Source organism: Melioribacter sulfuriphilus (assembly GCF_052656625.1).
The window spans coordinates 265415-289215 of record NZ_JBQXXK010000004.1 but is presented as its reverse complement, the minus strand read 5'-3'; the positions used below and the strand labels follow the sequence as shown (position 1 = coordinate 289215).

The window sequence follows — 23801 nt, the reverse complement described above, 5'->3', positions numbered from 1 at the left end:
TTTAAAGAAAAATTATTATGCATAAACAAATTATTGAAAAATTAACTCCATTTAAAAAACTATCCGATTTACTCGAACAAAGGCAGAGGAAAGTTTTTGTATCACCTTTGGAAGGTTCGTTTAAAAGCCTTTTCGTTCAATCGTTTTTTAGAAAAGGTAAGCAGATATTATTATTAACATCCTCGCTGACCGAATTAAAGGAATTGAGTGTTGAACTTGCTCTGCTTGGATTGTCCGATGATTTAATTGTACTTGAGGACTTCGAAGGCGACGTCGTCCAGGAAAAATTAACCGATATTTCGAACCGCAAATCGTTTATTCTTGTATCGACTTACGAATTGCTTAAAGAAAAATTTCCTTCCAGAGATGCACTCGGAAAAAGCACAACAAAAGTTGAGATTGGCGGGGAACTTCCTTACGATCAACTCATCGAATATCTCAACCTGATCAATTACGACCAGGATAAATATGTCGATCAACCGGGCGAATATGCGCTGCGAGGTTCGATAATCGATTTCTGGTCCTACAGTGAAAAACTACCTTGCAGGGTTGAATTCGACGGCGATTTTATTGAATCGATCCGATATTTTGACCCGGAATCTCAACGTTCCACACAAAAAGTCGATTCTGTTACACTTGCCTCCTCGTGCGCAAATGGCGAAATGACTGCGGATATTTTCGATTATCTCGAATCGCCGTTTGTTATTGCTTCGGATTATTATTTAGCAAATCTCACGAACATCAACGATTCCAATAAAAATTTGACCGATAAAATGGATGACCTCGACGAGGATTTGAAATACGAACTTTACGAATACGAGTTAGAAAATTACACTTATAAAAAAGATGAAGTGAAAAGAAAAAATGAATTACGGGTAGAATCGTTATTTGATAAAGATGCATTCTGGGTTCTGGAAGACCACATTGGAATTCATGAAGAGAGGATTAACCTTGGTTTGAGCGAAGCTCCATATATCAATTCCAATTATGAACTTTTGTTTTCCTCGTTAAAAAATTATGCTGCGAAAGAATTTGAAATAGTTGTGGCCGTTGAAAACCAGCTCCAGATAAAGCGGTTAAGTGATTTATTTACCGAATACGATGAAGAAATTCAAAAATATTACGAACAGGGATTAATCAAAATAATCGAATTGCCTATCAAGTCGGGCTTTGCAGTTAAAGAAGACCGATTCCTGTTGATGACGGATTATCAAATATTCAATAAACCTTACAGGACGCGCCTATCAGAAGTTCAGAAAAAAGTTAAAAGAGTAACGAAGAAATCCAAGACTCGCGACCTTGCAAATCTAAAAATTGGCGACTATGTAGTGCACGAAAATTTCGGAATCGGTCAGTATGCCGGTTTGCAGACGATTAAAATCGGGAACGTCGAGCAAGAATCGATAAAAATTTTATATGCTGAAGGCGGCGTTGTTTATGTTAACTTGAATTATTTGTCGCTGGTAAAAAAATATTCTTCCAGTGATAATGTCAAACCAAATTTATCCGTGCTCGGCTCTGGCGAATGGAAATCGACAAAGAAAAAGGTAAAGAGTAAAATCAAAGAAGCTGCACGGCAGCTCATTACTCTTTATGCCAAAAGAAAAATGTCAAAAGGTTTTGCATTCAGTCCCGATACAATCTGGCAAAAAGAACTCGAGGCATCTTTTATCTACGAAGACACACCCGATCAGGCTCGTGTTACCGAAGAAATTAAAAATGATATGGAAAATGAAACTCCCATGGACAGGCTTGTTTGTGGCGATGTGGGATTTGGAAAAACCGAAATTGCTGTAAGAGCAGCATTTAAAGCCGTAAACGACAATAAGCAGGTGGCTCTGCTTGTGCCTACCACAATATTAGCAGAACAGCATTACAATACATTCAGGGATCGATTGGTTCAGTTTCCTGTAAGAATTGAAGTCCTTTCGAGGTTTCGCTCTCCGAAAGAACAGAAAGAAATTGTCGAAAAACTTGCGCGCGGAGAAGTCGATATTATCATTGGCACACACAGATTGTTGTCGAAAGACATCAGTTTTCGCGATCTCGGACTTTTAATTATTGACGAGGAGCACCGTTTCGGCGTTATGGCAAAGGAAAAGTTGCGAGCTCTTAAAGCCAATGTAGATACGCTTACACTTACTGCTACACCGATACCGAGAACATTGAATCTTTCTTTACTCGGTGCACGTGACCTCTCGATTATTGCAACTCCTCCCCCAAACAGGCAACCTATCTTCACAAAAGTAGATTCGTTCGACATCCAAAAAATAAGAGAATGGGTGCTGAGTGAAATTAAAAGAGGCGGACAGATTTATTTTATACACGACAGGGTACAATCGATCGAAAAAATTGCTGCTTACATAAAAAAACATATTCCCGAAATAAAAGTAGGCATAGCTCACGGAAAATTGAAGCCAGCGCAACTTGAAAAAGTGATTCACGATTTCGTCGAAAAAAAATACGACATGCTTATTTCTACAAAAATAATCGAGTCTGGAATTGACATTCCAAGTGTAAATACAATCATAGTGAACAGGGCTGATAGATTTGGTCTGGCGGAATTACACCAGCTACGCGGCAGGGTAGGTAGAAGCAATCGTCAAGCTTACGCTTATTTCCTTGTGCCATCTGTCAATACAATTACAAAAAAGGCTTTTCGTCGTCTGCAGGCAATCGAAGAATATACAGAGCTGGGTGAAGGATTTAGCCTGTCGATGAGAGACCTCGAAATCAGAGGAGCCGGCAATTTGCTGGGAACCGAACAGAGTGGATTTATCGATTCGGTGGGCTTCGACCTCTATCTGAAACTTGTAGACGAAGCGGTTGAAGAATTGAAAGAAAGCGAGTTTAAAGAAATTTTCAGGGATTTACCCAAACAGATTGAACGCTCTGAACCAGCTATCGATACATACTTTGAAATTGGTATTCCTGCGGATTACATGCCCGATCAATCCGACCGCCTTGGCTTTTATACCTCTTTGTTCTCTATGGTTAAAATCGACGAGACAGAAGAAATAATTGAAGAACTGGAGGACCGCTTCGGTAAAATTCCCCCCGTAGTTAAGAACTTAATTGACGTCGCACGACTCCGTTTCTATGCTTCGCTTGCTCTGTGGGAAAGAATAATCATTCAACAGGACAAAGTAATTGTGGTTTTACCTAAAGGGAACAGAGAAGAATATTATAAAAATAAGTTTGTTCCAATTCTTGAGTACATTAATTCTAATTTCGGCAAAAGAGTCCGCTTTGTTCAGCAAAAGGAACTTCTTAAACTGGAAATAACAAATGATTTTAAAAATCCCGAAGACATCCTTAAATTCATGATTACATTTACACAGAGGATTTCGGAATTGACAGGAGAATATCATCCGAAAGCCGAAGTGGTTAATTAATACCTCTCATCTTGTTAATCAGTTCGAATCTGTTTAATTTAGTAACTCAAATTCAGACATACAGGTAAATATGAATAAAAACAGTGTATATATCGAAACGTACGGCTGCCAGATGAATTTTGCAGATTCTGAATTGGTAATGGGAATCTTAAAAAACAAAGGATTTGAAATTACGCGTAATATTGACGATGCTAATGTAATACTTCTCAATACCTGCAGTGTAAGAGACAATGCCGAGCAAAAGATATTTAACCGACTCGACCACTTGAAACGTGTAAAAAGAGAAAATCCGCAGGCAATTATTGGAATATTGGGCTGTATGGCCGAACGTCTAAGAAAAAGACTTATTGAGGAAAAAAAGATTGTCGACGTTGTAGTAGGGCCGGATGAATACAGACGCTTACCTGAATATATCGACCATGCCTTTGGAGGTGAGAAAGGAATCGGCGTTAAACTATCGCGTACAGAAACTTACGACGATATAATACCTTACAGAGAAGATGGGATAAGTGCGTGGATATCGGTTATGAGAGGTTGCGACAAGTTTTGCAGTTTCTGTGTTGTACCTTTTACAAGGGGCAGGGAAAGAAGCCGCTCACTCGAATCGATTGTAAACGAAGTTAAATCGTTATCCGAAAGAAATTTCAAAGAAGTCACACTGCTCGGGCAGAATGTAAATTCTTACAACGATAACGGAAGGGACTTTGCAGATTTGCTGGCTGCATGCTCAAATGCGGCCCCGGAAATGAGAATCCGATTTACCACATCGCATCCTCAGGATTTATCCGATAAGCTTCTCTATACAATTGCCGAACACGACAATATCTGCAATTATATTCATCTGCCTGTACAATCGGGTTCGAATAGAATACTGGAACTAATGAATCGCACCTACACTATCGAACACTATCTAAATCTTATCGATAAAGCACGCAGAATTATTCCAGGCGTCAGTTTTTCAACAGACATTATTGCAGGTTTTCCCACCGAAACCGAAGAAGACCATTTAATGACGCTCGAAGTTATGAAAGAAGTTAGATACGATGGTGCTTATATGTTTAAATATTCTCCTCGAGAAGGTACGAAAGCTTACAGTATGAACGACGACGTCCCCGAAGAAACCAAAATCAGAAGATTAAATGAAATAATCGATCTTCAGCAGCAGATTTCTTATGAAATCAATCAATCTTTGATTGGTAAAGAAGAAATAATATTGGTCGAAGGATTTAGTAAAAAATCCGATGAATTCTTGTCGGGCAGAACAGATACGAATAAAGTTGCAGTCTTTCCGAAGCGCGATGATATAAAAGTGGGAGATTATGTGAGAATTGAAATAACACGCGCAACTTCAGCCACTTTGTTTGGTAACTCACCTGTATTGGTCGAGGTCAACTAAACGTCCTTTTATACTGAATTTATTTTCGAGAAGCTCTAGTAAAGGCTTGCTTTCAATCTCATTCTCGAATTTTCCTGCCAGAACAATACTGAATAAGCTTCCTCCAATTTCTCTGCTGATTATTTCACATTCGTATCCTTCCATCTTTAACTGGCTTACAAGGCGCTCTGCATTTTCCTTTTTTAAAAATGCACCAGCCTGTACTGTATATTTGTATTCTTTAAGTTCCTCTACCTCATCTGTTGTATCTGGCAAATTTCTGTCGGTATATTTCAAATAAGGTGACGAAGGATAATTTTTTTTCAGTGTATTGAGATATGATTCAGCTTTTTTATAAGCTCCGATTGAGTAATAATATGTATAAATTCGGTAAAGAGCAGCGTCGGCATAACGGCTTTCCGGAAATTTTTCAAATATGTTTATGTATTTATTCAATGCACTTTTTCCGTCGCTGGTAAGTACGGCATCAAGGAACAATATCGATGGATCCGACTCGGTATAATTTTTTTTAAGAAATTCTACAGCTTTATCGATCTCCCCTTTTTCTATATTAATTAGTGCGTCTTTTATGTCAATTTCCTGAGAAAATGTTGTTATATGTCCACAAAAGAAAATTGAAAGGAATAAAACTTTTATAAAATATTTGGTAATGCAGGTCATTATTTTTCGTATTCTTATTATATTATCATTAGATTATAACAAAAATAGCAAAAAATATGGACGAAGAAAGGAATTCACTTCACAAAGAAAACGACGATAAAGAACAGAAGATTAAAATAAGTATAACGCCGGTTGGAGCTGCTTTGCTGGGACTGGCGTTGGTCTTTGTGCTTTATCAATTCGGCGGTGCTCTTCTTACATTATTGATATTTGGATTTGATGTAGACAAAGCTGACGTCAATGCAGTCAGATTGCTAACGGCAGGTGGACAAATTTTATTAATTCTTTTACCGTCACTTTTATTGGCAAAATTTATTTACACCGACGTCACTTCAATTCTTAAATTCAAATTTCCTGAAAAAAAGGAAGTATTTCTTTTTATAATCGGGATGATAATTATTACTCCTTTGTTGCAAAATTATCTTTATATACAGAATTATTTTATTACGAAAGCAGCCGAAAACTATGGAGCAATTAAATCAATCAAACAAATTGTAGACCAGCTCGACAAATTACTCGAAAGTGCATACGGAAGTTTGCTCGTTTCAAATTCATTTTTCGAGTCATCGTTAATAGTGTTCATCATTGCGGTAATACCGGCTATTTGCGAAGAGGTCTTTTTTAGAGGCTACGTTATATCGAGCTTCCAGCTCAAATATTCACCATTTCTCAGCGCCCTAATAACGGGATTATTTTTCGGAATTTATCATTTCAATCCTTATGGCTTGATTCCACTAATAGTGCTCGGAACATATTTTGGATTTGCTGCATACAAAAGCGAGTCCATTTTTGTGCCGATGGCTCTTCATTTTCTGAATAATTTTTTTGCAGTTACAGCTTACTTAATCCTGGGCGAGCAGGAACTAATAAGTTCAAACGTCGTTCCAGAAAAAGATATTTCAATATATCTTATCAGTTTTGTTGTTTTGGTTATTCTATTTGCAGCATTTGTATTTTACGTAAATAGAATGTATAAATTAAAAGAAGAACAAAAAGAAGGTGAATTATGATTTGTCCGAAATGTGAATACGAATATGTTGAAGGAATAAATGTATGTCCTGATTGCGGTGTTCAATTAGTTAGCAAAGAAGAATTTGAGGGACATCTGGTACACCCTGAAGATTGGGTAGTGGTTTATACCTGCTCTGACAATATTGAAGCCGAGATGTATAAAGCGAATCTGGAAAGCGCAGATGTTGAAACACTGGTATTATCTCAGAAGGACAGGAACTATCCGACTGTTGGCGACCTGGCAATAATTAAAATCCTGGTAAAAAAAGTTGATGCAGAATCCGCTCTTGAAATAATTAAAGATATCAATAGCCGCTCAATAAATTCGGAGGATCAGGGAGATGAAGAGTAATCTTACCAAACGTGTAATTGTTGCTCTCTTCGGTATTCCCATAATCTTATTTCTTGCAATGGCAGGGAAAGGACCGTTTTTATTCCTGGCTTTGTTTATAGGCATCTTATCTTTTATTGAATTTGCAGGTATGTTGAAAAAAAAGAAATTTTATCCGAATGTTATTGCCGGTACAGTTGCGATAATTGCATTGATATTGAATGCATACTTTCATTTCATCGAATTTGAAATCCTATCATTTTTGATCGTTGCAGTAACATTATTCTGGGAAATGTTTAGAAATAAAGAATCTGCAGTAGCCAACATAGGGGCAACACTCACGGGCATATTTTATATTGGACTGTTTACTTCGGCGATGGTTGCTATCAGGGAGTTTTATAGTGATTCATTCTTCCTTTATGATAATGGAGGTTATTTAATAATTGGAGTACTGGTTTCGATATGGGTATGCGACTCTGCAGCATATTTTATTGGAACTGCATTTGGTAAGCATAAAATTTTTCCAAGAATAAGTCCTAATAAAAGTTGGGAAGGCACAATTGCAGGTTTGGTATTTGCAGTAGCCACAATGATTGTATTCGTAACTTTGTTGATTGATGTACTCACAGTGAAAGACGGAATAATTATTGGATTAATTATTGGTGTCTTCGGTCAAGTTGGTGACTTCATAGAAAGTATGCTGAAAAGGGATTGTAATGTGAAGGATTCTTCGTCAATCATACCAGGTCACGGTGGAATTTTCGACCGTTTCGATTCATTGATTTACAGCGCCCCGCTCGTCTATCTTTATCTCTATTACTGGACGACATTTTAGCTTTATCCATAAGCTTATGAAAAATCAGAAATAGTATAGATATTGTATCTTGAAAACACTGACTGTTTCGATTGACGCCATAGTGCGCATGTCGTTTCGTTCATGTAAATCGTTGATTGCCAGATAAATCCAGCTTTTTGGAAGAAATTGATACGAGAAAAGTGCACCTAAAAAAATTCTTTCCAATTTGTCTGAAGATCTGAGAAAAAGATTATCGATGTAGACGTAGAAATTCAAGTCGTTAAGCGGAGTAAACGAAATCCACGGGCGCGTGTTGATAGTGATTTCTTCAATATGATTATCCGGATTGCCTTCAATCCAGAGATTAGCCGACGCACCAATATTTATGAAGTTGGAAATATTCCAGCCGAAGCTCGAGCCTGCCCAGCTGTAGAATGCAAGATATTCTCGTGAAAAATTGTAAGTTCTTGAAAACCCGCCCCAAACATTACCCCACCATGATGGGTCGGGACTAAACCAGCTACTGAGATTGACAGAATAATAATCATATTTAACCGTGTCGTCTTTGACTTTACCGAAATCGGTATTAATTTCATACCCCCAATTGCTTCTGAATTGCATATTAAATCCTATGACCCATGCTCTGTCGGTATAGTCATCTATTTTTTCGTAGTTAACAGCAGGTCCTGTATAAATTAAAATTTGGGATATAGCGCCTTTATCTATGAACCAGACTGGTCCAGCAAGACCGACAGCTTCAAAAGTTCCACGCCAGGGTACATAGCCCACCTGATCGATATCGAAATCGTTTCCCACATAACGAGAACGAAACATTAAAATCCAGTCGTTCGTCATATTTGTATATCCCATTGAAGCGGCATAATCGCCTTTTGAGTTCTGAATTGAACGTGCAACTTGATAAGCCAGCTGCCAGTTCGAATTTCTGAATGCGCCGTCGATATCGAATACACCTTCGGTTCCAGCTGCAGTTTGCTTTCCGACGAATAAAATGCCTACTTCAGAATTTTCCATGATCTGGCGCTTCAGTCTGCCCGACAAAAAAAATGATGAAGGCTCAATTTTCGTTGAGTCGTCTTCGGTATATTCTACTTCGGGCGTTCTTGCAACAAAACCGCCGTATTGCCACATTCCTATCCTTCCAAATGCTTTGGCTCCAAAATTAATTGGCACTTCTTTGCCATCGGGTAGCAACTTGCCGATTCTTCTTGAATAGAAAAGTTCCATCGGTCTGTAAAATCCCCAGTTACGCTGTCTGCCGGCGGGCATGAAAATTTCATTACCTTGAATAAAGAACGGTCTTCTCTCTGAAAAATATGATTCGTATCGAGTGATATTGAAATTGTATGGATCAGCCTCTATTTGAGCAAAATCAGGATTTGCCGTTGCTTGAAAGGTCAGCTGGGACGATGGGTTATAAAAAATGTCGAGTCCGAAATTTGGTTTCATTTTATCGTTCAAAGTTGTGTATTTGCCATAGGTCGTTGGGTAAATTTCAAGGTTTAATCCTTTTACTGAAGGTTTAGATTTGTCGAAGACTAATTTACCAAATTTGGAAATGCGCTGTCCTTCATTTTGCTCGTAGACACACCAGTATAAATCTTCTTTCAAGGTCGGTATCCAGCGGTCGAAATCCAATCCCCAGTAATCGAGATTTTCGTCATACTGGAGAGATTTATATGGAATTTCTATTTCAACGACATAACCCCAATCGTAAATCTGTGCGGCCGAGAACCAGATTCCATCCCAATTATAATCGCGATTGCGTGCGTCATCGAGCAATCTGCAATCGGATCGTACGTTCGCAGCCGAAACGGCGAACTTATATGCCGTCTTTCTATCGCCGAATGTATCGAGCATTATCGAAACAACATCTCCATTTGCATTGTCGTGTTTGCCAGTGTAATGTTGAATGTTTTTTTTATCGTCGTAAGAAATTATTAAACAGAATAAAGAATTGTCCGTACTCAAAATTTTAGCAACTGTTCTTTTACTCGGCGCTTTTGAATAATATGGTGACAATTGAAAAAAGTCGTCTGTCGAATCGGCTCTGCTCCATATATCGTCTATAATTCCATCGATTTTAATGTCTGCATCAACTTTCTTTAATTTCATTACTTTTTCTTCGTTGGCAGCGAAAATTTTTACAAGGATTAACAAAAATAACATCGATTTTTTCATGACTTCTCCGGGTGACGTTTTAAACAACTTTCTTTATGTTTGTTTTGCTTGGTCTTTTAGACGTGACTTCTTGGAAAATGGTTGCATCTGGAAAATTCATATTGAAAATTACGGCGATATTTCTCACTGCTGCTGCAGTTAGCCTCGCTCAGCAGGTAGACAGTAGTATGTATTATGTTAATCTTGCAAGGCAATATCTTTCTACAGGAGATAGTCTAACGGCTGAAAAATTGCTGGAGAAGTTAATTCAAAAATTTGAGATGCCCGAGTTTATCTATTTACTAGGAAAACTGAAAGCTATTAGAACAGATTACGGCGAGAGGAACAAAGCCTACCAATTGCTCAAAAAAGCCGCCCTTTTGGAGCCACGGAATATTAAATACAGACTTGCTTATGCAACAATATTGAAAGACTTCGCGCGTGTTTCTGCTTACAAGGAATTTAAAGAAATTCTTAAGCTCGATTCGACTTCAATTGAAGCTTACCTGAATCTTGCCGAAATAAAAGACGAGGACTTTACGAATTATAATAATTCTTATCGAAAACTTGGCGATGAGTTTTTAGCAAGTTTACAGGAGTATGCGAATGAAGATTTTAAAGAAGCAGAGAAGTACTATCGAGCTGTTTTATCTATAGACTCGATAAATTATGAAGCTAATTATAAGTTAGCTCTGCTCTATATGAAAGCAGGTAATTTTGAAAAAGCTGCCGGCCTTTTGCACCGTCTTTATCAGATAGAAAAGAAAGATACTAAAATAAATCTCGCTCTTGGATTCTGTTATTATAAATTGCGGAATTTTACAGAAAGCAACCGCTTTTATAAACTCGCTTTCAGATACATGACTTACGAAGAAAGAAAAGAATACGATTATGAATCGGCGGTTAAAATGCTACAGCCCGCCTACGATGAGATAATGGGCGACAATGAATATAAAAGAAGTCATTTCATCAAATTTTACTGGCAGGTAAACGACCCTTTGTATTTAACTGATTACAACGAAAGATTGCTCGAACATTATTCCAGGTTGACATTTGCAAATCTTTTTTTGAGTAACAACCAAAAGAAAGGATGGCAAACAGACAGGGGAGAAGTGATTCTACGGTACGGTGAACCATTGAATATAATGAGAATTAGACCATCGATGGGCGAAGCAGGGTACGAAATGAAGACGGACGTATGGAATTACGAAGAAATGAATTTTGGATTCACGGATATGGCGTTGAACAATAATTTTATTTTCAGTGCCCCGCCTGTCGAAAAAGAAAAGGTTGTTTCTCAATATCCACTAAACTCTCACGAGCTTATACAATATTTAAGAAAATCATATCATTCAAAGTACGTGCCCGTCTACGAGGGCAGTCAATTCTCGGTATCTTCTAAGGAGTACTATTTTAAATCGGCTCTTTATCCGTCGAAAACTGAGATGCATATTGTTTTTCATATTCCTGACAGTATAAAAACAGATGGAGACAGTTTGAATATCAATACGGGCTTTTTCTTGTTCGATAGATACCATAATCAGCTTGAAAAGATTGTTGAGAATAAATATTTCGAAACAAACTCGGGATTAAACGAATTTGTTGCAGTGTTAGAGCCCGACAGCGGTTTTTATTCTTTTGAACTGATAGAAAAATCGAGCAGAAAGACTTCTGTAAAAAGAGGAACATTGAACATTCCGGACTACAGAAAGTTATTATCACTCAGTTCACTCATTTTGGCCGATACTGTGTATTCAGCCAGTAAAGGAATTTTGCAGCGCAGACAGTATTCTTTTAATCCATATATTAAAGATACTGTTATCGGTAAGGTTTATCTTTATTATGAAGTTTACAATCTTAATAAAAATGGGAAAGGTTTTGCCGAATTTAGACAAAATATTAAAATAAAACGTAACGAAGGCAAAGAAGGCTTCTTATCCGCTATTAAAAATCTTTTTTCAAAAAGAAAAGCACTTACTTTGACAAACAAGTACAGAGCCGATAGAAGTGACGTGCCGCTTTTTATACGGTTGGATTTAAGTGGCTTGAAAGCGGGGGATTATGATATCGAAGTCGAAATTGAGGATTTAAATTCTAAAATGAATGTAAAATCAAAATTGCAGTTGTACTTAATACCGGTAAATTGAAATAGATAAAATTTCTTTCCGAAAAATCAAGGGAGTGAAAAAGTTGAAATGTTGTTATATTCGTAATTATAAATTCTAAAGAGAATGAAAATGAAAGAACCGGAAGTAAATTTAGAATTAGCACTTGAACACGGATTGACAGAAGAAGAATATAATATAATTTGCGAGCGTCTTGGCAGGACGCCCACGTTTACGGAACTCGGAATTTTCAGTGTAATGTGGAGTGAACATTGCAGTTATAAAAATTCGATTGCTCTACTAAAAACGCTTCCGAGGTCGGGTGGTCGACTGCTTGTAGGAGCCGGCGAAGAAAATGCGGGACTGGTTGATATTGGCGACGGTCTTGCAATTGCATTTAAAATTGAAAGTCACAATCATCCCTCAGCTGTGGAACCGTATCAGGGCGCAGCTACTGGGGTCGGGGGTATTTTAAGAGATATTTTTACAATGGGTGCTCGACCGATAGCCTGTTTGAATTCGCTCCGTTTCGGGACACTCGACGATCCGCGAACCCGCTACCTTTTCGAAGGAGTAGTAAAAGGAATTGCCGATTACGGGAATTGTTTTGGAGTTCCAACTGTCGGTGGCGAAGTCTATTTCGACGATTCGTATAAATACAATCCTCTTGTAAATGCAATGGCAATTGGTATAGTCGATACAAACCGTACTGCTTCGGCAATTGCCAGAGGGGAAGGCAATCCAGTTATGATTGTTGGCTCGTCGACTGGTAGAGATGGCATTCACGGTGCTACATTCGCTTCCGAAGAAATATCCGAAAAGTCTGAGTCGAAAAGACCATCAGTACAGGTAGGCGATCCGTTTACCGAAAAGCTCCTGCTTGAAGCTACTCTCGAAATTATTAAAGAAGACCTGATCGTGGGTATTCAGGACATGGGTGCTGCTGGAATTTCGTGCTCGACATCCGAAATGAGCGCCAAAGGTAAATCGGGAATGGATATTAATCTCGATATGGTTCCGCTACGCGAAGAAAAAATGACGGCCTACGAAATTATGCTCTCAGAAAGTCAGGAGCGTATGCTGGTGGTTGTAAAAAAGGGGAAAGAAGATCGTGTAAAAGAAATTTTCGACAAGTGGGATTTGAATTGTGAAATTATCGGATATGTCACCGACGAACCACTTCTGAAAATCAGGCATCACAACGAGCTGAAAGCAGTAATTCCTCCTTACGATCTTGTCCTCGGCGGAGGAGCTCCTGTTTATTATCGAGATGCTAAAGAACCGGAATATTTGAAAGAAATTACCAAACTCGATCATAACGAAATACCGGAACCAGAATGTATTTCCGAAGTGTTTGAAAAGATTTTTTCATCTCCTAATATTGCATCGAAAAGTTGGGTTTATGAACAGTACGATTCAATGGTTAGAACAAATACTGTCGTTGGTCCCGGTTCTGATGCAGCAGTGATAAGAATTAAAGGCACTCAAAAAGCAATCGCAGCAACAACTGATTGCAATGGTAGATATGTTTATCTGAATCCTAAGGAAGGAACAAAGATTGCAGTTGCTGAATCAGCACGCAATGTTGTCTGTTCGGGTGCAATTCCTCTGGCTATTACGAATTGTCTGAATTTTGGAAATCCATACAAACCTGAAATGTACTGGACTTTCAAAAAAGCGATTGAAGGAATGGGAGAGGCTTGCCGTTTCTTTAATACACCTGTTACAGGTGGCAATGTCAGCTTTTATAATGAAAGTCCGGACAGAGCTGTTTACCCCACTCCGGTAATTGGAATGGTAGGTATTATCGAAAACATTGATAATGTAACAACTGCAGAATTCAAGGATGCCGGAGATCTCATTTATCTGCTCGGCGAGGACTACGAAGAAATCGGCGGCAGCGAATATTTAAAAATTCAACATAACCTGGTTAAAGGCAAAATTCCTAAAATTGACTTGCAAACCGAAAAGGACCTTCATAATCTATTACTCGAATTGATCAAACGGAAAATTATTAAATCGGCACACGACATTTCCGAAGGGGGAATTTTAATTGCACTGGCGGAATGTTGCATTATAAACAAAGAAAAACCAATCGGAGCAAAAGTTCATATACCCGTTAAATCCAGAGAAGATTTTTCATTCTTTTCAGAAAGTCAATCAAGAGTGATTGTTTCCGTAAGTCGCGAAAATAAAGATTCTTTTGAACAAATTGCCTCCAGGAGTTTTACTCCATACACTTATCTTGGCGAAACGATTGACGATATTCTATCGGTTAACGATCAATACCAGTTTAAGCTGGAGCGTTTGATTAAGCTCTATTATTCTTCTATTTCAGAAAAAATGAATATTGTCTGAACTGAAATAATGAAAAAATCTATTCAAAGAGCCTATAACGTTCTGAAAATATTGAAATATTACCTGTTGGGATTATACCAGAGGATTGAAGAACACAACCTTTTCCTTTCAGGAGCTGGTATTGCTTATTCGTTGTTGCTGAGCATGATACCTCTTATTCTATTGATATTTTCTTTGCTAGGCAATGTATTCGAAGCAGCACGTCTCGAAAGAATAATCAATCAGATTATCGAATTGCTTCTTCCATACAAGCAATATGCAGATTATGCTAAAGAAGTAATCAGCAGAAGACTTCCACAGGTTATCGAGTACAAAACACTTGCCGGGTATCTTGGATTGTTTGGCTTAATAGTTACATCAACCTGGATATTCAGTAGTCTACGAACAATTCTTAATCAGATTTTTCATACAAAAATTGAGAAACACGCACTGATTGGATTTTTACGCGATATCGGGATGGTGTTACTCGTTGTAATCTTTATTTCACTTTCAACACTTATATTTCCCATACTAAATATTATTGTGGAGAATGCGCAAAGTTCGCCTGTTATTTCATATGTGGAAATTGCTAATGTATGGAATATTGCTGTCTGGATTATATCTCTGATAGTAATGCTTATATTATTTTTTCTGCTCTACTATCTTATACCTTATGAACGTCTTCCAAAGAAAGTAGCACTAACAAGCGCTATATCAACTACTTTATTATGGGAAACTGCCAGGAGCCTGTTCGGATATTACATCAGACATTTTCTCAACACTAATCCATTCTATGGCGCCTTTGTCCTTTTTGTTGTTATATTATTATGGATCTTTTATTCGTCATGTATTTTTATTGCTGGCGCAGAGATAGGACAACTGTATCGAGAGAGGTTAAATGAAAAGACATCCTAGTTTGATCGATTTATCCAAAGAGCATCATAACGGATTGATACTTGCTCAGATATTAAAAAAGGACACTCCTGCTTATCGCGATTTGCCTGCTGACGTAGAAGGGAAAAGAAATTATGCTCTACGGTTTTATAGTGCAGAATTGATAAAACATTTTCGTAAAGAGGAAGATATTTTGCTGCCTTTTTGTTCGGGTATTACGCCTGAGCTCGATAACCTGTTTCAAAGAATGCTCAATGAACATGATAAATTAGAGGAACTGTTCAATAAACTAAAAATCGAAAAAGATTATGAAAATACAATGCACGAAATTGGAATGATGCTGGACGAGCATATTAGAATGGAAGAACGAGAATTATTTGAATTGATACAAAACCAACTGGACGAAGAAAAATTATCCTTGTTGTACTCAAAGTTAAAGGGATGAATGTATGAAAAAATTATTCAAAGCGTTGATTATGATTGTTTTTATCCTGATGCCGTTAATAACCATGTCATTGGTAGTACAGTGCGGCAATACTCAGGAGAATAATAACGAAAAAGTAAAAGGTGTCAATGCAAAAACAGAAAACAAACCGGAAAAAAGTAGAGAAATTAAGGATCAACCTGCTAAAGAACTTGAAAAAGCAGTAAAATTAAAGGTTAAAGTGCGCAGAAAAAAAGCGGGCTTCTTTTTGCGGAACGGTCAAAAGCCCGATAGACTTACTTTAATTGAAGAACTTTTTTTTAATGAGAAGGGGCAGAGAACTAAACTGATCAGATATACAGCTCTTGGGGGCATCGACCTTGTTTATCAATTTGCCTATGATAATAAAGGCAAGCTAATCGCTACCGAGATTTATGACAGCTTCGGAAATCTTACTACCCGCAAAGAATCCGAGTATGACGATAAAGGAAATGAAATTAACAGAAGAATACTCACGAGCAGAAATGTACAGGAAGAGAGGATCACGTTTCAGTATGATTCATTGAACCATCTCATAAGCGAGCGCGAATACTATGGAGAAAATTTAAATGCAGAGAAAAAATATTACTATGACGGTAATCTACTCACTAAAGTAAGTGGATATAATGCTAAAGGTCAATTAGTAGCCGAGATAGAATATGTTTATGACGACAAAGGATTCCTGATAAAAGAAATTCAAAAGTCGGGTTCTACTACAAATGAAGTTGTCTATAACTACGACGAACGAGGTAACCTGATAACTACGAAGAACAAACAAACTTTTCGTCAAATGAATTATGACGAAAATAATAATCTCATCGAGGATAAACTTTTCCTTTCAGATGGTTCGCGTCAGTATAGAGTGACTTTTTCATATTACAAAAACGGACTTCAACACGAGGAAATTCGTTATGCAAATAACGAACGCCCTGCATATCTCGCAGTCTACGAATACGAATTCTATTGATGATTAAATTTCTACCTATAGGAGGCGCGCGTGAAATAGGCGCTAATTCTTTTTTCCTTCAAATCGATGGAACGGGAATACTACTTGACTGCGGCATTCATCCGCGAAAGAAAGGAATTGAGTCTTTACCTTTATTTCAATTACTGGAAAACTACCCTCTTGATTTTGTAATAATTTCACATGCTCATCAAGACCATATTGGCGCTCTGCCGTTCTTGATAAAAAAGTATCCGCATGTAATAATTTATACAACTCCCTATACAAAAGAATTAATGTCCATAACGCTTCATAATGCGGTGAACATTCTAAAGAAAGAAACAACTGAAGAGGAAAACATACCGTTTTACACGCATGAAGAAATCGATCTTCTCGTAAGGAGTATACGCGACTACGATTACAACGAAGAATTTGACCTGACTGGCTTGAACTCAGCATTCGGAAAAGTAAAAGGATGCTTTTACGATGCAGGGCATATACTCGGTTCGGCAATGGTAATGATTAAAACGGAAGACGTAAAAATTCTTTACACGGGTGATTTGAACTTATCCGAACAATCTATTGAAATACGTGCAGACGTAAACTCAGTGGACAAAGTCGATCTTTTGATTATGGAATCGACTTACGGCGATACCGACACGAAGTTGATCGGGAGTTGGGAAACGGAATTAAATAGATTCGTAACTGAATTGAATAAAATTATTGTGAAAGGAGGATCGGTTCTGATTCCAGTATTTGCACTCGGAAAAATGCAGGAAATGCTGATGTTGATTGATGAAGCTATTAGAAGCGGCAGATTAACCGAAGCAGAAATATATACAGGAGGGATCGGCAGGGAAATATCGAACATCTATGACCGATACAGGTATGTTGTCAGAAGAAAAGGTCCTGATAATGAATTAAAGCAAATTCGCCAATCCAACTTGAATGAAATTAGCGACAATAATTATTACAAAAAAAATCCGGGTTACGTATTAGCATCCAGCGGAATGATGCTCGAAGGAACTTCTTCATATCAACTTGCTCAATTCTGGTTGCGACAGAAAGATTTCGGAATATTTGGAGTCGGTTACATGGATCCTTCCACGCCGGGCTATAAAATTATTAATGCAAAAAAGAATGACACACTGATATTTAACGGCGACAGGCAAATTAATGTCGAATGCGATATAAAACGCTTCTATTTTTCGGCACACGCTAATCGTGACAGCCTCATTAACTTTGCACAAAAACTTGATCCTGAAACTGTAATACTTGTTCACGGAGAAGAATCTGCTCAGAATTGGTTAGGATATAACTTACTTACTTCTATCCCTGATGTTAAACTTTACTCAGCCGAACTGGGAAAGGAAATTATTCTCGGGGATTAAGTTTATCATTTCAATTTTATCCAAATTAATATAACTTATAGATGTAATTGAAGAATTGATATGAAAACAATTCTTCATATACTATCTTTAGTTTTAATTTTGTATGCTTGCCGAGAGGAACTCCCCGTCGAAGAAGAAGAGGTTTACCCTTCCGTATTTATCAAATCAAAAATCTTTTCACCTGCCGAAGGAGATCTTTACTACACAGGAAGCATAATGAAAATTAAATGGGAAATGCCCGCCAATATAAAAAAGGTCTACATTCGTTTACTCAGAAAGTCCGTAGTCAAAGAGATAATATCTGCCGAGACGGAGAACGATGGCGAATTCGAGTGGAATATTGATGTAAATATAAAACCTTCAATTCATTACAGAATTGAAATAACTAATCACGACTCTCATTTCCCCTCAATACTTAGCGATTATTTTATTATAAAATCGAGCCTTGTGCCGTAATAATCAGATTGTAAAATTTAACAAAAAGTCCTAAGTTCAAATTCACAAAAAAATCGGTTCATGTATATACTTGGAATTTCGGCATATTATCACGATAGCGCAGCGGCATTAATTAAAGACGGTAGAATTGTAGCAGCGGCGCAGGAAGAGAGGTTTACTCGTAAGAAGCACGACTATCGATTCCCCGGCCACGCCGTTAATTTTTGTCTCGAATATGAAGGAATTAAAATTTCCGACGTCGATTTAGTTGCTTTTTACGACAAGCCTTTTTTGAAATTTGAACGCCTCCTCGAAACATATCTTACTTTTGCTCCCAAAGGTATTACTTCTTTTCTAAGTGCCATGCCCGTCTGGATAAAAGAAAAATTGTGGATCAAAGAACAGATAAAAGAGCGACTGAATTACGACGGAAAAATTCTTTTTCCTGAACATCATCAGTCCCATGCAGCCTCGGCTTTTTTCCCCTCACCATTTAAAGAAGCTGCTTTTTTAACCATCGACGGTGTTGGCGAATGGACTACCACAAGCTACGGTATCGGAAAGGAGAATAAAATTACTATTCTTGCCGACATAAAATTCCCCCATTCAATCGGAATGCTCTATTCGGCATTCACTTATTATACAGGTTTTAAAGTTAATTCTGGTGAGTACAAAGTAATGGGTCTTGCACCCTACGGTACGCCCAAATATGTAGATTTGATTTATGACAATCTTATTGATTTGAAAGATGACGGTTCATTTCGTCTCAATATGGATTATTTTAACTACTGTACCGGCTTGACGATGACGAATTCAAAGTTCGACAAATTATTTGGCGGAAAACCCAGAAAGCCGGAATCTAAATTGACGCAGAGGGAAATGGACTTAGCCGCTTCGGTACAGGTGGTAATAGAAGAAGTCATCTTAAGAATGGCAAGACACATTAAAAACGAAACGAATATGAAAAATTTGTGTCTGGCAGGCGGAGTTGCTTTGAATTGTGTGGCGAATGGTAAATTGCTGAGAGAAAATATTTTTGATGATATCTGGATTCAGCCCGCTGCAGGAGATGCCGGAGGAGCACTCGGTGCCGCTCTCTTTGGCTGGTATCAGTACCTGAACAACGACCGAAACGTCGACGAAGTTAACGATTCTCAAAACGGGTCGTTGCTCGGACCTCGATTCGATAACGAATATATTGAAGATTATCTTAAAAAAAATAATATCCCTTTCCAGAAATTATCCGACGAGGAAATTATTGATAAAACGGCTGAATTGATTTCTCAGGGCAATGTTGTTGGTTGGTTCAGAGGGAGAATGGAATACGGACCCAGAGCGCTCGGTGCGAGGTCGATTCTGGGCGACGCACGAGATCCTTCAATGCAGAAAAATATGAATCTTAAAATTAAATTCAGGGAAAGCTTCAGACCTTTTGCACCTTCTGTACTGGAAGAAAAAGCAACCGAGTTTTTTAATATCGACCGCCCCAGTCCTTATATGTTACTTGTTGCTGACGTAAAAGAGGAAAAAAGAGTGAATCACACAGCCGACGGGAATCTTTTCGGAATCGATAAGTTAAATGTGATTCGTTCGGTTATTCCTGCAGTTACACATGTCGATTATTCAGCTCGGATACAAACCGTCGACAAAAAACGAAATCCAGATTATTACAAATTAATCTCCAAATTTGAAGAGTTGACCGGATGCCCGGTAATAGTAAATACTTCTTTCAACGTCAGAGGCGAGCCAATAGTCAGAACTCCTGAAGAAGCATACAGATGTTTCATGCGTACAAATATCGACTTCTTGGTGCTGGAAAATTTTTTGCTCGACAAGAAAGATCAACCCGAATTCAAAGAGCAAAACGACTGGAGAAAAGAATTTGAACTGGATTAAAAATATTACTGAAGAAATTTCTAATCTGAAACCGAATAAAAATGCAATTAAAAAATTTCCACTTATCATTGGAAGCATTTTTTTATTGATATACATCTATTTTTATTTCTTTACCGATGTCAGTTATTATTTATTTTTATTTGCAGGTATACTTGCCAGTTTGGGATATTTTTTGCCGGTAAAAGTCATTTATCCTTTTTACAAAGGATGGATGTCAATTGCCGTTTTCCTCAGTTATTTTATGTCGCGACTTACTCTCATCATTTTATTTTATTTGATTATAACTCCACTCGGTTTAATATTAAGATTGTCTGGAAAAAATTTTCTTGAGCTGGAAATCGAAAAAGAAAGAAGATCGTACTGGAATAAAAAAGAAAAGGAAAATATTAGCGATCCTGAGAAACAATTTTAGGAGAAAATTTATGAGTAAAATATCGATAATGAAAGAATTATGGCAATTCATGAAAGAACGCAAAAAATGGTGGTTAATGCCAATAGTTGTTTTCCTGGTGCTTTTAGGAGCTCTAATTATTGCAACGCAAGGTTCAGCGCTGGCGCCTTTTATTTATGCGCTGTTTTGATGACTCATTTAATTATTCGGAATTCCCTGTTTTCCCGATAAATTAGTAATCGTGGGCAATTATTTTTTTTATTACCTTTGTAGTTATTAAAGCAACTTTAGAATTCATAATCGAAATTGTTCTTGTTCGATTAACAAAAAACAAACAGTTTAATTTAGAGGGGTAATATGAAATTTAACATTATTACGGTATTTATTTTTTTCTTTGTCGTTTTTAGTGCAACTCAAACTCAGAGTGATAATTCATTCCAGATGAAAACTGGCAGTGGTTCCAATACAAAGCTTTTGAAGGTCGAATTCATCAATGATAAGATTGTCCACGTAATTGCTTCACCCTCTGACGAATTTTCATTCAAAAAAAGTTTGATTATCGACGAAAGCGTGAAGCCATCAGGCAATTTTAGAACTGAAGACAAGGGTGACTATATTTTGCTTTCTTCAGAGACATTAATAGTAAGAATTGATAAATCGACAGAGAGGATTTCTTTTTATGACAGGGAAGGGAATATTATTTTGCAAGAGCCCGAAAACGTTTGCAGAATTTTCGTAGATACCAATATCATGGGCGAGAATGTCTATAATATTCGTCAGATCTTCAAAGCTTCGCCAGACGAAGCTATCTACGGACTGGGCGCTCACCAGAATGGAATTATGAACTACAAAAACGAAGACGTCGATTTATTACAATATAATATCGTCGACATTATCCCTTTCATGGTTTCTTCCAAAAACTATGGCATTTTATGGGATAACTATTCTCATACAAAATTCGGTGATTACAGGGATTATGTCTCCCTCGATAAAACATTTAAATTGTTTTCCAGGGACGGTAAACAAGAAGGTTTGTCTGCAGAATATTTTGTTGATGAAAAATTTGATCAAAAGGCTATCGAAAGGTTAGAAAATAAAATTGAACACGAATACATCGACAAAAACGACCTTTTCCCGGATGGTTTTGAAAAAATTAAATCCATAAGATGGGAAGGCTATATAGAAAGTAATAAGGAGGGACTTCATAAACTGAGACTTTATTGCTCCGGTTATACAAAAATGTGGATTGATGACTCACTTGTGGTCGATTCGTGGAGGCAAAACTGGCTCCCCTGGGCTCACATTATAAAATTGAATTTGAAAAAAGGAGATAGAAAAAAAATCAAAATCGAATGGGTTCATTCGGGAGGATATATCGGATTGAAATCGCTTCCTCCGTCGGACGAAAATTATGACGGATTAATCTCTTTCTATTCGGAAGTTGCCGACCAGATCGACTATTATTTTGTTTACGGCAATAACATTGATGAGGTTATTAAAGGTTATAGATATTTAACGGGAAGAGCTCCTGTTATGCCCAGATGGGCACTGGGTTTCTGGCAATGTAGAGAAAGATACAAAACTCAAGATGAATTACTTAATGTGGTCAGAGAATACAGGAAAAGAAATATTCCACTCGACAATATTGTGCAGGATTGGTTTTATTGGAAAGAAGACGATTGGGGAAGTCACGACTTTGATCCGTTACGCTTTCCTGATCCTGATGGGATGATTAAAAAATTGCACGATAGTCTTAATACTCACATCATGATTTCCGTATGGCCTAAATTTTATGTGGGTACGGATCATTACGAAGAGTTTAAAAAGAATGGTTGGCTCTATATGAGAAATGTTGATGTCGGCGAAAAAGACTGGGTAGGTAGAGGATATGTATCAACATTTTATGACCCGTACAGCGAGGGCGCACGTAAATTGTACTGGAAACAAATTGAAAATAAATTATTCTCAAAAGGCGTCGACGCATGGTGGCTCGATGCAACCGAACCTGATATCCATTCAAATCTTTCGCCCGAAGAAACCACGAGACGAATGGGACCGACAGCTTTAGGCACGTCGGCTCGTTACAGAAACACTTATTCTCTTCTGAACTCGAAAGCCGTTTATGAAGGACAACGATTTTCAGATCCCGACAGGAGAGTGTTTATACTTACCAGATCTGCTTTTGCAGGTCAACAAAAATATAGCGCAGCTACCTGGAGTGGCGATGTTGCAGCCAGATGGTACGACTTGAAGGTTCAAATTCCCGCTGGTCTCAATTTTAGTTTGTCGGGCATTCCATACTGGACTACCGATATAGGCGGTTTCGCTGTTGAACCGAGATATGAAAATCCATCAGAAAAAGATCTTGACGAATGGCGGGAATTAAATACTCGTTGGTTCCAGTTCGGTGCATTTTGCCCCCTCTTTCGTTCTCACGGTCAATTTCCTTACAGGGAAATATTCAATGTTTCTCCCGAAGGTCACCCGGCTTACGAGTCGATGGTCTATTACGACAAATTGCGTTACCGATTAATGCCTTATATCTATTCTCTTGCAGGGATGGTAACTTTTGAAGATTATACGATCATGCGCTCGTTAATCTTCGATTTCCCAAACGATAAAAATGTGCTGAATATCTCTGACCAGTATATGTTCGGACCTGCATTCATGGTTAATCCTGTTACTGAATACAAAGCACGTACCAGGAATGTTTATCTACCAGCCGGTTCTGATTGGTACGATTTCTATACAGGTAAAAAATATTCCGGTGGGAATACAATCTCCACTTCTGCACCTTATGAACGCATCCCTCTATTTGTAATGGCGGGTTCCATTGTACCTTTTGGACCCGACATTCAATACTCAGGTCAAAAACAAGCCGACACTCTTACTCTTTTTGTTTATTCAGGAAAAGACGGCTCCTTCAAGCTATATGAAGACGAAGGTACGAATTACAATTATGAAAAAGGACTTTATTCAACAATAGAATTCAAATACAATGATAGCAACAAGGAATTAACCATTGGCGAAAGAAAAGGCAAATTCCCCGGTATGCTTTCAGAGAGAATAATCAATATCATCTATGTAAGTCCCGATTCTCCCAGGCCTTTTGAATTTGATCCCGAACCTGATCACAGTATTAAATATTACGGCAAAGAAGTTAAAATCAGATTTTAAAC

At 37.7% G+C, this 23801-nt stretch carries 18 protein-coding genes; 16 read left to right on the top strand and 2 right to left on the bottom strand.

Annotated features, from left to right (window positions below):
- Positions 1 to 17 precede the first annotated feature (17 nt).
- Both mfd and miaB read left to right on the top strand, forming a co-directional pair.
- Entirely contained in the window at positions 18 to 3395 is a 3378-nt protein-coding gene (gene mfd, locus ACUN8G_RS06845) for a transcription-repair coupling factor (protein WP_437347610.1), read from the top strand.
- Between the two features lie 70 nt (positions 3396 to 3465).
- Entirely contained in the window at positions 3466 to 4791 is a 1326-nt protein-coding gene (gene miaB, locus ACUN8G_RS06840; RefSeq protein WP_437347611.1) for a tRNA (N6-isopentenyl adenosine(37)-C2)-methylthiotransferase MiaB, read from the top strand.
- On the opposite strand, the gene ACUN8G_RS06835 is transcribed toward miaB, so the two are convergent.
- On the bottom strand, positions 4765 to 5451 hold the full coding sequence (locus tag ACUN8G_RS06835; protein ID WP_437347612.1) for an SPOR domain-containing protein: 687 nt from the start codon (positions 5449 to 5451) through the stop codon (positions 4765 to 4767). The genes miaB and ACUN8G_RS06835 overlap by 27 nt on opposite strands.
- Positions 5452 to 5507: 56 nt before the next feature.
- Between ACUN8G_RS06835 and ACUN8G_RS06830 the strand changes: the two genes are divergently transcribed.
- Genes ACUN8G_RS06830 through ACUN8G_RS06820 form a run of 3 tightly spaced genes read left to right on the top strand, consistent with a single transcriptional unit; the run spans position 5508 to position 7628 of the window.
- Positions 5508 to 6461, top strand: a complete 954-nt coding sequence (locus ACUN8G_RS06830; RefSeq protein WP_437347613.1) for a CPBP family glutamic-type intramembrane protease — start codon at positions 5508 to 5510, stop codon at positions 6459 to 6461.
- Entirely contained in the window at positions 6458 to 6814 is a 357-nt protein-coding gene (locus ACUN8G_RS06825; RefSeq protein ID WP_437347614.1) for a putative signal transducing protein, read from the top strand. The genes ACUN8G_RS06830 and ACUN8G_RS06825 overlap by 4 nt, the downstream gene beginning before the upstream one ends.
- Entirely contained in the window at positions 6804 to 7628 is an 825-nt protein-coding gene (locus tag ACUN8G_RS06820) for a phosphatidate cytidylyltransferase (protein WP_437347615.1), read from the top strand. Before ACUN8G_RS06825 ends, ACUN8G_RS06820 begins: the two co-directional genes overlap by 11 nt.
- 24 nt (positions 7629 to 7652) lie before the next feature.
- On the opposite strand, the gene ACUN8G_RS06815 is transcribed toward ACUN8G_RS06820, so the two are convergent.
- The gene (locus tag ACUN8G_RS06815; RefSeq protein WP_437347616.1) at positions 7653 to 9788 is read right to left on the bottom strand and encodes a DUF5916 domain-containing protein; all 2136 of its coding nucleotides are present in this window, start codon (positions 9786 to 9788) and stop codon (positions 7653 to 7655) included.
- A gap of 101 nt (positions 9789 to 9889) precedes the next feature.
- Between ACUN8G_RS06815 and ACUN8G_RS06810 the strand changes: the two genes are divergently transcribed.
- From ACUN8G_RS06810 to ACUN8G_RS06760, 11 genes are all read left to right on the top strand, one after another.
- Entirely contained in the window at positions 9890 to 11914 is a 2025-nt protein-coding gene (locus tag ACUN8G_RS06810) for a GWxTD domain-containing protein (RefSeq protein ID WP_445480918.1), read from the top strand.
- 90 nt (positions 11915 to 12004) lie between these two features.
- The gene (gene purL, locus ACUN8G_RS06805) at positions 12005 to 14230 is read left to right on the top strand and encodes a phosphoribosylformylglycinamidine synthase subunit PurL (protein WP_437347618.1); all 2226 of its coding nucleotides are present in this window, start codon (positions 12005 to 12007) and stop codon (positions 14228 to 14230) included.
- A 9-nt stretch (positions 14231 to 14239) separates the two neighbouring features.
- Positions 14240 to 15124: a YihY/virulence factor BrkB family protein gene (locus ACUN8G_RS06800; RefSeq protein WP_437347619.1), complete on the top strand. Its 885-nt coding sequence runs from the start codon at positions 14240 to 14242 to the stop codon at positions 15122 to 15124.
- Positions 15108 to 15548: a hemerythrin domain-containing protein gene (locus tag ACUN8G_RS06795; RefSeq protein ID WP_437347620.1), complete on the top strand. Its 441-nt coding sequence runs from the start codon at positions 15108 to 15110 to the stop codon at positions 15546 to 15548. Before ACUN8G_RS06800 ends, ACUN8G_RS06795 begins: the two co-directional genes overlap by 17 nt.
- A gap of 4 nt (positions 15549 to 15552) precedes the next feature.
- Positions 15553 to 16533 carry an RHS repeat domain-containing protein gene (locus ACUN8G_RS06790; protein ID WP_437347621.1) on the top strand — a complete coding sequence of 327 codons (981 nt, stop codon included), beginning with the start codon at positions 15553 to 15555 and terminating at the stop codon, positions 16531 to 16533.
- Positions 16533 to 17900, top strand: a complete 1368-nt coding sequence (locus ACUN8G_RS06785; protein WP_437347622.1) for an MBL fold metallo-hydrolase — start codon at positions 16533 to 16535, stop codon at positions 17898 to 17900. Before ACUN8G_RS06790 ends, ACUN8G_RS06785 begins: the two co-directional genes overlap by 1 nt.
- 60 nt (positions 17901 to 17960) lie before the next feature.
- A complete protein-coding gene (locus tag ACUN8G_RS06780) occupies positions 17961 to 18356 on the top strand; it encodes a Ser-Thr-rich GPI-anchored membrane family protein (RefSeq protein ID WP_437347623.1) in 396 nt (131 codons plus the stop codon).
- A gap of 60 nt (positions 18357 to 18416) precedes the next feature.
- On the top strand, positions 18417 to 20231 hold the full coding sequence (locus tag ACUN8G_RS06775; protein ID WP_437347624.1) for a carbamoyltransferase family protein: 1815 nt from the start codon (positions 18417 to 18419) through the stop codon (positions 20229 to 20231).
- Positions 20218 to 20643, top strand: coding sequence for an SxtJ family membrane protein (locus ACUN8G_RS06770; protein ID WP_437347625.1), 426 nt, complete (start codon positions 20218 to 20220; stop codon positions 20641 to 20643). Before ACUN8G_RS06775 ends, ACUN8G_RS06770 begins: the two co-directional genes overlap by 14 nt.
- A gap of 10 nt (positions 20644 to 20653) precedes the next feature.
- Complete coding sequence (locus tag ACUN8G_RS06765; protein ID WP_437347626.1) at positions 20654 to 20812, top strand: DUF5989 family protein; 159 nt, start codon at positions 20654 to 20656, stop codon at positions 20810 to 20812.
- 167 nt (positions 20813 to 20979) lie between these two features.
- Complete coding sequence (locus ACUN8G_RS06760) at positions 20980 to 23799, top strand: TIM-barrel domain-containing protein (RefSeq protein ID WP_437347627.1); 2820 nt, start codon at positions 20980 to 20982, stop codon at positions 23797 to 23799.
- Positions 23800 to 23801: the final 2 nt, after the last annotated feature.